We start from the raw sequence: 12774 nt of genomic DNA on the forward strand, positions 1-12774 counted from the left end.
GAGACAGTGCAGTGAAAGGAGACCTGAAGCAGTTACAAAGCCAACTTCAAATCCAATTTCACGATCCTGTACTTCTGAAGCAGGCCTTTACCCATGCCTCGTATGTGAATGAACACCGGTTCAGTCAGCATCAGGACAATGAACGCCTGGAGTTCCTGGGTGATGCGGTGCTGGAGCTTACGGTGTCCGAGTATTTGTACAATCTGCTCCCGGACAGGCCGGAAGGGGAATTGACCAAGCTGCGGGCTGCGATTGTGTGCGAGCCGTCGCTGGTCCGTTTTGCCGAGACGCTTGGCTTCGGCCGGTTTGTACTGCTGGGCAAAGGGGAAGAGCTGACGGGCGGGCGCACCCGCCCGGCCCTCCTGGCCGACGTATTCGAAGCCTTTGTGGGGGCACTTTATCTGGATCAGGGTCTGGAGACAGCCCGCAGATTCCTGGATAATCATGTATTCCCGCTGGTGGAGACCGAGGGGAAGCTGCAAATGCAGATGAGCGATTTCAAAACAGAGCTGCAGGAGCTGATCCAGCATCATGGTATGGGTACGCTGGAATACCGGATTATTGAAGAACGCGGGCCCGCACATGAGCGTGAATTCGTCTCGGAAGTATACATGGGCAGCCGTTCCCTTGGCCGCGGCAGCGGCCGCTCCAAGAAGGAAGCGGAGCAGCAGGCCGCAGCTGCGGCGCTGATGCTTCTGAAGGAAGACGGTGCCTGAAGATCCACTGGATCGGTTAAGCGGAGTAGAGCAGCAATGGTCTGAATACCGGCGTGCAGGCGGAGGTCAGACCTTTGCTGCTCTTTTTCGGAAATCAGGTGCAGCACTTTGTGGGGTTGTTTTGGCAATGAAACACTATGGTATAATGGGTCAGAGGTGATTGGCGAGTTATGTTTCTGAAACGGATTGAATTAGCGGGCTTCAAATCATTTGCCGACAAGACGGAAATGGAGTTTGTGCGCGGTATTACCGCCGTGGTCGGCCCGAACGGAAGCGGCAAAAGCAATATCTCCGACGGCATCCGCTGGGTGCTGGGGGAGCAGAGTGCCAAATCACTGCGCGGCGGCAAGATGGAGGATATTATTTTTGCCGGAAGCGATGCCCGTAAGGCGGTTAATTACGGCGAGGTCTCGCTGACGCTGGACAATGAGGATCATGTGCTGCCGCTGGATTTCAGCGAGGTGACTGTGACCCGGCGTGTCCACCGCAGCGGAGACAGTGAATATCTGATTAACAAGCAGGCCTGCCGGCTGAAGGATATTACCGAGCTGTTCATGGATACCGGTATCGGCCGTGAAGCTTATTCCATTATCGGACAAGGCCGGATTGAAGAAATCCTCAGCACCCGTTCTGAAGACCGGCGGGGGATCTTCGAAGAGGCTTCAGGCATTGTTAAATATAAGTCACGCAAAAAGGACGCCGGCCGCAAGCTCGACGAAACCGAGCAGAATCTGCTGCGGATTCACGATCTGATCAGCGAGCTTGAGGATCAGGTGGGTCCGCTGAAGGACCAGTCCGAGAAGGCTATACGTTATAAAGAGCTGCGCGGGCAGTTGAAGCATCTGGAGATTTCGGTCTATGTGCATCAGATTGAAGGCATACATACGGCCTGGCAGGAGGGCAGCGACCGGCTGGAGCAGCTTAAGAATGAACAGCTGGAGCTGTCCACTGTCGTCTCCGCCCATGATGCCAAGCTGGAGAGCGGCCGGGCCGAGCTGCGCCGTCTGGAGCAGGAAGTCGAGCGGCTGCAGGAGCAGTTGCTGCGCTTCAGCGAGGCGAACGAGAAGAGCGAAGGCTACGGCGAGCTGCTGAAGGAACGCCGCAGGAATCTGGAGAAGAACCGTGAGCAGCTTCTGCAGACACTGGGTTCTGTAGGCGAGCGTTCCGAAGGAAGGCAGCGTGAGCTGGCAGAGCTGGAGCATAAGCTGCTGCAGTCCAGACAAGCGCTGGCGGAGCTGCGCGCGCAGATTGAAGAAGAGGAATCGAAGCTGCAAGGGGTAGCCGGAGGCATCAGCCAGAGCAAGGAAGAACAGCTGAAGAGCTCCCTGCTGGAGCTGATGAACCTGATGGCCCAGGCACGCAACGAGATCCGCTATGCGGATCAGCAGAAGGAGAGCCTGGAGCGGCGGATGAGCCGCAGCCAGGAGGAGAGCGGCAAATGGACCGCCCGGCTGGCGGAGCTGACCTCGGCACAGAGCGGGCTGAAGGACAAGATTGCCGCGCTCGGCAAAGAGATCGGCCTCCTGCGCGGAGCGTACATTACCGAGAGCGAGCAGACCAGCAAGCGCCAGAAGCTGCTGGAGGAGACGCAGGCCGGGCTGCGCAAATGGGAGCAGAAGCGCGAAGCGCAGGTCTCCCGGCATGAGACGATGAAGGAAATGCAGGATGATTTCGACGGCTTCATGCTCGGGGTCAAAGAGGTACTGAAGGGTGCGCGCAAAGGACAGCTGAGCGGTGTGCACGGTGCAGTGGCGGAGCTGATCTCCGTTCCCGAGAAGCTGGAAATGGCGGTTGAGACTGCGATGGGAGCTTCCTTGCAGCATGTAGTCATGGAGAATGAGGCGGTTTCGCGGCAGGCGATTGCTTTTCTGAAGCAGCGCCAGCTGGGCCGGGCCACCTTCCTGCCGCTGGATGTTATCCGTCCCCGCCAGATTACCGGCACCGACCGCAGACTGGTGGAGGATGCGGAGGGCTTTGTCGGAATCGGGTCTGAATTGGTTGGCTATGATGATAAATATGCAAGTATTATCGGCAGCCTGCTGGGCAATGTGGTTATTGCGGAGCGTCTGGAGCAGGCGAACAAGATTGCGGCAAGATGCCAATACCGCTACAGAGTCGTTACCCTTGAGGGTGACGTTGTTAATGCCGGCGGCTCCATGACGGGCGGCAGCCAGCACAAGAAGAACAACAGCCTGCTCAGCCGCAAGCGGCAGCTGGATCAGCTGTCCGGCGAGATCGCGGAGAGCGATGAGCAGATCGCCAAGCTGAAGCAGGGAATCAGCCGTCTGCGGGCGGAGCAGGACAAGGCAGCGCAGAAGCTGGAAGAGCTGCGGCATGACGGGGACGAGAAGCGCCTCGAAGAGCAGCGGGTGTCCGGTGATCTGAAGCAGCTGGAGCAGGAGCTGCGCCATGTGCAGGAGCAGGTTGAGGGTGCAGGCGCAGAGCGCAGCGGCTTCGAGAATGAGCTGCGCGCACAGGAGGAGAGCCGCAAGCAGGCAGAGGCGGAGCTGGTCCGGCTGGAGAAGGAAGAGGCCGAGGCCCATGCGGCCATCCGCAGCGCCGAATCGGACCGCAAGGCCAGCGAGACGGCTAAGGAAGAGCTGCAGGGCAAGCTGACCGGCATGAAGGTTGCGGAAGGCAAGCTTGACCAGGAGATCTTCTCCCTGGAGGAGCAGCTGAAGCGTATGCGGCAGGATGCCGGCTCCCAGGAGAAGGAGCTGCGCCAGAGCCGCAGCCTGCTGATGACCATCGAGCAGGATCTCGAAGAGAATGGCCGCGAGGCGGTCAAGCAGAAGGAGGAGCTTAACAGCCTGCGGCTGAATAAGGAAGAGACCTCTGCCAAGCTAGATCTGGCCCGCGCGGACCGCGCCGCGATCTCGCGCAAGCTGGAGCTGGCCGAAGGGGAAACGAAGGACCAGCGGCAGGCGCTCCGGGCGGTGGAGGACAAGCTCCGCTCCACCGAAGTCGCCGTCGGGCGGCTGGATGTGGAGCTGGACAACATCCTGCGCAAGCTGAGCGATGATTACGAGCTGAGCTATGAGCTGGCGAAACAGCGGTATCCGGTGCCGGAGGATGTGCCGGCGGCGCAGCTTGAGGTGCAGCGCCTGAAGCGCAGCATCTCCGGGCTGGGCGAGGTCAACCTGGGCGCGATTGAGGAATATCAGCGGGTGCATGAACGCTATACCTTCCTCAGCGGACAGAAGGATGATCTGGTTGAAGCGAAGACCACGCTCTACCATGTCATCCGCGAGATGGAGGAGGAGATGTCGAAGCGCTTCAAGACAACCTTCGATGCCATCCGCCGCGAGTTCGGCACGGTATTCACCAAGCTGTTCGGCGGCGGCCGGGCAGATCTTCAGCTCCTGGACCCTGATCATATGCTTGATACCGGGATCGACATCGTGGCCCAGCCGCCGGGCAAAAAGCTGCAGAACCTGCAGCTGCTCTCCGGCGGCGAACGCGCCCTGACCGCAATGGCGCTGCTGTTCGCCATTCTGCAGGTGAAGCCGGTGCCGTTCTGTGTGCTGGATGAGGTGGAGGCAGCGCTCGATGAAGCCAATGTGGTGCGCTTTGCCCAATATCTGCGGGAATTCTCGGGGCAGACCCAGTTCATTGTAGTTACACACCGCAAAGGAACGATGGAGGAGGCCGATGTTCTCTATGGTGTAACCATGGAGGAGGGCGGTGTATCCAAGCTCGTCTCGGTACGGCTGGAGGATGAAGAGGCGGAGATTGCCTAACCATGAAGTAACCTTTATATCATTAGGAGGAACCGTATGAGCTTTTTCAAGAAACTGAAGGACAGCATCTCCGGCAAAACAGAAAGTGTAACGAAGCAGTTCCGTGACGGGCTGGAGAAGACGCGCAAGGGCTTCGTTGAGAAGGTTACTGATCTGATCATCCGCCGCAAAAAAATAGACGAAGAATTCTACGAAGAGCTGGAAGAAATCCTGATCGGCGCCGATGTCGGTGTGAACACGGTCATGACTCTGGTGGAGGAGCTGCGCGCCGAGGTGAAGCAGCAGCGGATCGAGGATGCAGCCGAGCTGCAGCCGATTCTGTCCCGCAAGCTGATGGAGCTGCTGCGCGGCGACGATGATAACCGTCTGCGGGAGAACCCGGACGGCATTACCGTCATTCTGTTTGTCGGCGTGAACGGAGTGGGCAAGACGACGACCATCGGGAAGCTGGCGCACCGTTACAAGCAGGAAGGCAAAAAGGTGCTGCTGGCGGCAGGCGATACCTTCCGTGCCGGCGCAATTGAGCAGCTTGAGGTCTGGGGCCAGCGCGCCGGTGTAGATGTCATTAAGCAGCAGGCGGGCTCAGACCCGGCAGCGGTGATGTTTGATGCCGTGCAGGCGGCCAAGCAGCGGAATGTCGATGTCTTGATCTGCGATACCGCAGGCCGGCTGCAGAACAAGACCAACCTGATGGAAGAGCTGAACAAAATCTTCCGGGTCATCCAGCGTGAGATCCCGAGCGCCCCGCATGAGGTGCTGATGGTGCTGGACGCGACCACCGGCCAGAATGCGCTCAGCCAGGCCAAGCTGTTCGGCGAGAAGAGCGGTGTCACCGGCCTGGTGCTGACCAAGCTGGACGGTACGGCGAAGGGCGGTATTGTCATCGCCCTCCGGCAGGAGATGAACCTGCCGGTGAAGCTGGTGGGTCTGGGCGAGAAGATGGAAGACCTCCAGCCGTTCGATTCCGACCAGTTCGTGCATGCCCTGTTCGCAGGCATGATCTCGGAAGAGGAAGATGAACAGGCCGGGAACTAACAATTCTATATTAGTTGATGCAACCTCCCCCGGAGCCCGGCTCCAGGGGAGGTTTTTGCGCTTGGGCCGGATGTAATCGAAAAACCGACTACAATGAGCAGTGTGTGGGCGCGTGGGGCAAATGTAATCGGAAAACCGACCACGATGGGCGTGGTGGAGGCGCGTGGGCGAAATGTAATCGAAAAACCGACTACAATGGGAAGTGTGTGGGCGCGAGGAGCAAATGTAATCGAAAAATCGACCACATTGGGTGTGGTGGAGGCGCGTGGGCAAAATGTAATCGAAAAACCGACTACAATGAGCAGTATGGGGACGAGTGAGGGCAATGTAATCGAAAAACCGAACACAATGGGCAGTGTGTGGGCGTGCGGGCCTAATGTATGCGGAAAACCGAACACAATGGGCGGAGCATAGGTGCGTGGGCCGAATGTAATCGAAAAACCGAACAGAAACGAGCGAAGGGCGACTGAGTAGATTCCTAAAAAAACAACATATGAAAAATTCATATTAGGACAGTCAGCACTTGTGCAAGTTGACGACTCCGGTAATGCTTGTCAGCACACCGGCATACAATTGGAGTGGAATCTCTACTGGTGCGCCCGAAAAACACAGAATAGACAAAGGAAGCGATACCAATGAAAAACAGTAATGTATAAACTACATTTTGTTGTTATATATATTGACATGGTTAATGGGATTTACGTATTATGAAAGTAGTTATTCATATTTTCGTGATATTTTCTTAAAATCACCGCACGAATTGTTAGATTACTTAACACATTATACTGATCCGAAAGGAGTCGGGCTCATGTCCAAACTTGATCCTTTGCCCGGACTCGCTCCCTATCCCTTGCAGCATTTCTATGATGAGATGTATGCGGATGAACGGAGTGTCCGGCCTCACTACAAACATGTGAACCGCATGTTCACCGGGATGAGCCCCGAAGAGCTGCAGAACAAGCAGAAGCGGATGCAGCGCCGGATGATGGAGGAGGGCATTACCTTCACCCTGTATAACCCGGCCCAGGATCAGCCGATGGAGCGGACCATTCCCTTCGATATGATCCCGCGTATCATCCCGAAGGGGGAATGGGAACGGCTGGAGGCGGGAATTGTCCAGCGGATTACCGCGCTCAACCTGTTCATCCACGATATCTACCATGAACAGTATATTGTGAAGGACGGGATTGTACCGCGGCGGATGATTCTCTCCAACTGTTATTTCCGGCCGGAGATGAGCGGCCTGCGCGTTCCCGGCGGTGCGTATATCACTACTTCGGGCATCGACCTGATCCGGCATCACGACGGGGAATATTATGTGCTGGAAGACAATCTGCGCACACCCTCAGGCTTCTCTTATCTGTTCAAGGGCAGATCGCTGATGAACCAGCTGTTTCCGGAGATGTCTTTTGCCCGTTCGATACGCGATGTGGACCATAGCCTCAACCGCTTCCTGTCCGTGCTGCGCAGCCTGTCTCCGTCCCGGATCAAGGACCCGGTGATCGCTTTGCTGACCCCGGGTGAGTATAACTCGGCTTATTATGAGCATGCTTTTCTGGCTCAGCAGATGGGGATTCACCTGGTAGAGGGGCGCGACCTGGTCGCCCAGGACCATAAGATCTACCTGAAGGAGATGAACGGCCTGCGCCGGGTGGATGTGCTGTACCGCAGGCTGGACGATGATTTCATCGATCCGCTTGCTTTTCAGCCCAGCTCGCTGCTTGGGGTTGCCGGTCTGATGAATGCCTACAGGGCAGGCAATATCGCCATTGCCAATGCGCCCGGAACCGGAGTGGCCGATGACAAAGCGATGTATGTGTATGTTCCGGATATGATCCGCTATTATCTTAACGAGGAACCGATTCTAAGCAATGTGCCGACCTATCTGCTCTCCCGGCCGCAGGAGCGCCAGTATGTGCTGGATCATCTCCAGGAGATGGTGGTGAAGGAGACCTCGCTCTCCGGGGGATACGGAATGCTGATTGGATGCGAAGCCACGAAGGAGGAGCTGGCCGAATTCCGGCTCAAAATCCTGACGGACCCGGACCGCTATATTGCCCAGCCGATTATGTCGCTGTCCCGTGCCCCTGTCTTGTCAGAGGAGGGGATGGTTCCCCGGCATATTGACCTCAGAGCGTTCGTGCTGATGGGGGCGGACCGGAAGCCGCATGTCATTCCCGGCGGGCTGACCCGGGTGGCCATGCAGGAAGGGTCGCTGGTCGTGAACTCATCCCAGGGCGGAGGGGTAAAGGACACCTGGGTCATGGCTTGAGAAGTTAGCGCAATAATAAAGTAGAATAACCCGATGAGAGAGGGTGGGGACGATGCTGAACCGCAATGCTGAAGCTTTATTCTGGATCGGCCGGTATATGGAGCGGGCTGAGAATCACGCCCGGCTGATTGATGTACATTACCATGTCCAGCAGGAGGAGGACTATCAGGAGGAGGGGCATAAGTGGTCACGGCTGATCGATGCGCTGGGCGTCCGGGAGGTCTATCTGCGGCAGTTCGAGAGCTTCAGCGAACAGGATGTGCTGGCCTTCATCACGCTGGATCTCGGCAATGCGAACTCATTGTTCTCCTGTGTGCACCACGCGAGGAATAATCTGCGGACCTTGCGCCAGCATCTGCCCAGCGAGCTGTGGGATATTGTCAATGCCTTCAACCTGTGGCTCGGCGGGCAGTCGGTTGCCGATATTATGAGCGGCCCGCACCAGTTCTACCAGCAGATCAAGGAGCGGACGGCTACGTTCCTCGGCGCTGAACAATCGGTAATGCTGCGCAGCAACGAATGGCGGTTCATCGAGAGCGGGCGCTTTCTGGAGCGGGCGGAGAATACGACGCGGATTCTGCAGGCCGTCACCGTATCCTCCAGGCTTAAGGATATTTCCTCCATTTACACCCAGCTTCAGGCGGTGTTGAAGTCGGTGAGCGGCTATCAGGCCTTCCGCCGGTATTATGCCGATGATATGTCGCCGGAATGCATTCTGGAATTCCTGATCGCGAATCCTTATTTTCCCCGTTCCATCCGCTTCTCGTTCCACAAGCTGGAGGAGCATCTGGCAAGACTGGAGCTGGACAGCACCGAGAAAGGCTCCGGGCATGAGAAGGTGATCCGTCAGGCGGGCAAGCTTAAGGCTGAACTCGACTATATGGAGAAGGAAGAGATGTCCGGCGAGCGGGTGGGGGATGTGCTGGAGGCCCTGATGGTATCGTGCCAGCGGCTGGGGCAGACGATGGACGGTGCATTTTTTCGCCGAGAAGGAGTGTCCGTATGAAAATACAGATCAACCACACCACCACCTACAGCTACACGGAGCCGGTGACGGACAGTGTCAATGAGATCCGGCTGACGCCGCGCACCAATTACCGGCAGTCCTGTTACCACCATGAAGTGGAGGTGCATCCGCCAGCCAATCTGCTGACCTATGAGGATTTCTTCGGCAACCGGGTCCATGCCTTTTCGGTGAACAAGCCGCATACCGAGATGACGATCCACACCAAGGCTACGGTAGTCACGCTGGACAAAGCGCAGGGCGCCGGCCTGCCGCGTATTCCTCTGGCGGATCAGGTGAAGCTGCTGAACGATGAGAAGTTCCAGAACCGTTATATCGAGTTCATCCTGCCCACCCGGTACACAGAGGTCACGCCGGAGCTGGTGGAGTTTGCGTCGCAGCATCCTTTTGAAGAAGCGGAGGATATGTATGAATGGACCCGGCGGATCTCCTCCACCATCTATGAGCAGTTCACCTATGATCCCGAAGCCACTAGCGTCAATACGACCGTCAAAAGAGCGCTGAAGCTCAAACGCGGAGTCTGCCAGGATTATGCGCACCTGATGATCGCTGTCTGCCGGAGTGTCGGCCTGCCGTCGCGGTATGTGAGCGGGTATCATTTTGTCGGGGATCTGCAAGGGGGCAATGCAGATTTCGAACAGGCCTCCCATGCCTGGGTGGAAACCCATATTCCGGGGACAGGCTGGCTGGGCTTCGACCCGACCAACAATGCCGAGGTGAACTGGCGTTATATCAAGCTGGGCCATGGGCGGGATTACAAGGATATCGTACCGGTCAAAGGCGTCTACCGCGGAGTAGCAGGTACGCTGACGGTCAAAGTGGATGTGCGGCAACTGGAGAACTAAAAGAGCCCTGTGCAAATTGCACAGGGCTTGTGCAATTTTTTGCATGATATGATTATAAAGCGCCATCAATTGGGTAATCTTGAAACAGAGCCATTACCAGCGGAAATGGTATTCATGAAAGGAGAGTGTACAGATGAGCCCGAATATAGAGAGCAAGCAGCGTTTTCAGGGGAAAACAGCCATCATTACAGGTGCGGGCTCGGGAATCGGCAGAGCGGCAGCGATCCAGTTCGCACGTGAAGGGGCAAATGTCGCCTTGTTCGATCTGGTGAATGAACGTACCTCGATCCTGGAGAAGAAGCTGAACAAGCTGCGCCCGGATTGCGCACTCGCGATTGATGTGGATACTTCGGATGCCGGCCGGATGGAGGAAGCGGTACGCAGGACGGCGGAGCATTTCGGGGGCCTCGACATTGTGTTTGCGAATGCGGGCATTAACGGAGTGGTCGGGCCGATTGAGGAGCTGAGTGTGGACGATTGGGAGAAAACTCTGTCGGTCAATCTGACCGGAACCTTCCTGACGCTAAAATACACCATTCCCCACCTGAAGGATAAGGGGCGGGGCAGTATTATTATCACCAGCTCGATTAACGGGAACAGCAGATTCACCAGCTTCGGCTGGTCGCCATACAGCACCACCAAGGCTGGACAGGTTGCCTTCGCGAAGATGGCTGCGCTGGAGCTGGCCAAGTTCAAAATTCGCGTCAATGTCATCTGCCCGGGAGCCATCGCCACGAATATTGATGAGAGTACGGAATTCAATGAAGAGGTTGAATCGATCGTCATCCCGATTGAGTTCCCGCAGGGGGCGCAGCCGCTTGCAGACGGACCGGGTAAGGCGGAGAATGTAGCCGATCTGGTGGCCTTCCTGGCCTCGGAGGAGTCCAGCCATATTACAGGAGCGCAGATTGTGATCGACGGTGCGGAGTCGCTGTTGTCCTGATCCATTTGGCCGGGTAATCTATAATCTGATACCACTTTGTATGCAGGCAGTCTTGTGCCGGGAGCCGTCGGGTTTCTGGACAAGGCTGTTTTTGTTAGCCGGATGGCTAAGGGAGGATACTGAAATCAAGCTAATTAGATACTTGTAAAATAACAAACGAAATGATAATATGTCTATGTAAATACAAACGTTGATTGTGGTGATCTATTAATGGATGGCAAAGAAGCAGTAAGTATCTCAGAGAGGTTCTGGAATGCTTCGCTGGCGGAATTGAAGCAGGGGTATGTCTGTGAAGCGGAGGGAAGTCAGGCCGTGTTCCATTGCCTGGTCTGCGGGGAAGCCTTCGAGAAGGGCATGATCTATAAGGCTGGAGACCGGTTCTATGAGGCGGAGAGGTTCGTAGCTATGCATGTGGAGCAGAGCCATGGGGGCATGTTCAACTGGCTGCTGACGCTGGACAAGAAGCTGACCGGACTGACCGAGCTGCAAAAAGGGCTGCTGGCGGCCTTCCGCCGCAGCTTAAGCGATGCCGAAGCGGCGAAGGAGCTGGGCATTGGCAGCACCTCCACGGTGCGTAATCACCGGTTCACGCTGCGCGAGAAGGTGAAGCAGGCCAAGCTGTTCCTGGCGGTGATGGAGCTGGCTGAGGAGAAGCCGGGAGCTTCCTCGCCGCTGGTCAGTATTCCGCGCACCGCCGTGATGGTGGATGAGCGGTTCGCCATGACCGAGCAGGAGAATAACGACATTCTGGGCGCTTATTTCAAGCAGGGGCTGGACGGCCCGCTGGCGGAATTCCCCAAGAAGCAGAAGCGCAAGGCCGCGATTCTCCGCCATCTGATCCAGCGGTTTGAGGCGGGGCGTACCTATAGCGAGAAGGAGATCAATGCCGTGCTGGAAGCGGCTTACCCCGATTACGTGACACTCCGGCGTTATCTGATCGATTACGGCCTGCTGGACCGTGAGGAAGATGGAAGCAGCTATTGGGTGAGATTATAACGAGGGGTAGGGTTGTGCTGGAGTGAGAAGCACCCGGCGACGAAGGAAGAGAGACAAGTGAAGAAGGAGAGAGATGCAATGATGGACAAAGCCAAACGCAAAGAGATGGGATATAATTATGCGCACTCGCACAGGCCAATGGGGGTCTACCGGATTCTGAATACCGTGAACAATAAATCGTATGTCGGCAGCAGCCTGAATCTGGACGGGGTCTGGAACAAGCACAAATTCATGCTGGATATCAAGAGCCACGATAACAAGGAGCTGCAGGCGGACTGGAATGAATACGGCGGGACCAGTTTTCAATTTGAGATTCTGGAGAGCATCAAGCCGGAAGAAGATTTTGTAGCCGATGTGAAGGACCTGAAGAAATACCGCGATATGCTGCCTGACCTGGAGGAGAAGTGGATGGGGCAGCTGTCCCCCTACGGGGAGCGGGGATATCATAAGCAGAGATAGACAGACGTGCAGCTGCTGACGCGTGAATGGAAGGTATTTTGCCGGGACCTGTGCTAAAATAGGGGCATCACTTCAGTGGCTGTGCCGTACAATTAGAAGCTGGAATACGGGCTGCTGAGAAAAGGGGGCGGAGAAGATGGCTGTACTATCCTGGCTCGCAGAACAGAGAATTCAGGAGGCGATGCGCAGCGGTGAATTCGACAATCTGCCTGGTCACGGCAAGCCGCTGGAGCTGGAGGATCTCTCCGGCGTTCCTGAAGAGCTGCGGATGTCTTATATGATTATGAAGAATGCTGGCTTGCTGCCTGAGGAAGTCACGCTGCGTGCCGAATGTGTGACACTGGAGGGATTGCTGCTGGCCTGCCATAACAGCGGCGGCGAAGATAATATTGAACGGCGTAAGGAACTGCAAGGACAGCTGTCGCTTAAGCGCCTACGTCTGCAGATGCTTATTCAGGAGCGCGGGCTGGAGAGCAGCGCAGCCTATCCGGATTATGGCGATAAGCTGCGGGCACGGCTGGCAGGAATGGAAGAGTAGGGCAGCCGGATAATTCGATAAATAAAGGTTATGGATGTAATGGCCTCCAGTCTAAGGGACTGGGGGTTTTTATATGTTTTGGGGGTCCCCGCAAAGTACCTGAGTCATCACTACGCTAAAGCCCCGCTTTGTGGGGCTATTTTGCTTGCTATCCAGGACGCTTTCGCCCATGATAATGTAATAGCACTACTACTAGATGATGGAGA

Annotated in this window: 10 protein-coding genes; all 10 read left to right on the forward strand. The window is 56.3% G+C overall.

Annotated elements, in window-relative coordinates:
- Nucleotides 1-11: 11 nt before the first annotated feature.
- Nucleotides 12-716: a ribonuclease III gene (rnc, locus tag MHI24_RS30475; protein ID WP_238655167.1), complete on the forward strand. Its 705-nt coding sequence runs from the start codon at nucleotides 12-14 to the stop codon at nucleotides 714-716.
- 170 nt (nucleotides 717-886) lie between these two features.
- Nucleotides 887-4456 (forward strand): chromosome segregation protein SMC, encoded by a 3570-nt coding sequence (smc, locus tag MHI24_RS30480; protein WP_340023298.1) that lies wholly within the window; start codon nucleotides 887-889, stop codon nucleotides 4454-4456.
- 36 nt (nucleotides 4457-4492) lie between these two features.
- A complete protein-coding gene (gene ftsY, locus MHI24_RS30485) occupies nucleotides 4493-5491 on the forward strand; it encodes a signal recognition particle-docking protein FtsY (RefSeq protein WP_340023299.1) in 999 nt (332 codons plus the stop codon).
- Nucleotides 5492-6299: 808 nt separating this feature from the next.
- Nucleotides 6300-7763, forward strand: a complete 1464-nt coding sequence (locus tag MHI24_RS30490) for a circularly permuted type 2 ATP-grasp protein (protein WP_340023300.1) — start codon at nucleotides 6300-6302, stop codon at nucleotides 7761-7763.
- A 52-nt stretch (nucleotides 7764-7815) separates the two neighbouring features.
- Nucleotides 7816-8769: an alpha-E domain-containing protein gene (locus MHI24_RS30495; protein WP_340023302.1), complete on the forward strand. Its 954-nt coding sequence runs from the start codon at nucleotides 7816-7818 to the stop codon at nucleotides 8767-8769.
- Complete coding sequence (locus tag MHI24_RS30500; RefSeq protein ID WP_340023303.1) at nucleotides 8766-9632, forward strand: transglutaminase family protein; 867 nt, start codon at nucleotides 8766-8768, stop codon at nucleotides 9630-9632. The genes MHI24_RS30495 and MHI24_RS30500 overlap by 4 nt, the downstream gene beginning before the upstream one ends.
- 133 nt (nucleotides 9633-9765) lie before the next feature.
- Entirely contained in the window at nucleotides 9766-10575 is an 810-nt protein-coding gene (locus MHI24_RS30505) for an SDR family NAD(P)-dependent oxidoreductase (RefSeq protein ID WP_340023304.1), read from the forward strand.
- Nucleotides 10576-10785: 210 nt separating this feature from the next.
- Complete coding sequence (locus MHI24_RS30510) at nucleotides 10786-11571, forward strand: DUF2087 domain-containing protein (protein WP_340023305.1); 786 nt, start codon at nucleotides 10786-10788, stop codon at nucleotides 11569-11571.
- 57 nt (nucleotides 11572-11628) lie between these two features.
- On the forward strand, nucleotides 11629-12030 hold the full coding sequence (locus MHI24_RS30515; RefSeq protein WP_340023306.1) for a GIY-YIG nuclease family protein: 402 nt from the start codon (nucleotides 11629-11631) through the stop codon (nucleotides 12028-12030).
- A gap of 136 nt (nucleotides 12031-12166) precedes the next feature.
- Complete coding sequence (locus MHI24_RS30520; RefSeq protein WP_340023307.1) at nucleotides 12167-12568, forward strand: DnaJ family domain-containing protein; 402 nt, start codon at nucleotides 12167-12169, stop codon at nucleotides 12566-12568.
- Nucleotides 12569-12774 lie beyond the last annotated feature (206 nt).

Source organism: Paenibacillus sp. FSL K6-1096 (genome assembly GCF_037977055.1).
Lineage (GTDB): Bacteria > Bacillota > Bacilli > Paenibacillales > Paenibacillaceae > Paenibacillus_AQ.

Coding starts and splice junctions, on each gene's coding strand:
- MHI24_RS30520 (WP_340023307.1), top strand. CDS start 12,167: ATGGCTGTACTATCCTGGCTCGCAGAACAGAGAATTCAGGAGGCGATG.
- MHI24_RS30495 (WP_340023302.1), top strand. CDS start 7,816: ATGCTGAACCGCAATGCTGAAGCTTTATTCTGGATCGGCCGGTATATG.
- MHI24_RS30505 (WP_340023304.1), top strand. CDS start 9,766: ATGAGCCCGAATATAGAGAGCAAGCAGCGTTTTCAGGGGAAAACAGCC.
- ftsY (WP_340023299.1), top strand. CDS start 4,493: ATGAGCTTTTTCAAGAAACTGAAGGACAGCATCTCCGGCAAAACAGAA.
- MHI24_RS30500 (WP_340023303.1), top strand. CDS start 8,766: ATGAAAATACAGATCAACCACACCACCACCTACAGCTACACGGAGCCG.
- smc (WP_340023298.1), top strand. CDS start 887: ATGTTTCTGAAACGGATTGAATTAGCGGGCTTCAAATCATTTGCCGAC.
- MHI24_RS30490 (WP_340023300.1), top strand. CDS start 6,300: ATGTCCAAACTTGATCCTTTGCCCGGACTCGCTCCCTATCCCTTGCAG.
- MHI24_RS30510 (WP_340023305.1), top strand. CDS start 10,786: ATGGATGGCAAAGAAGCAGTAAGTATCTCAGAGAGGTTCTGGAATGCT.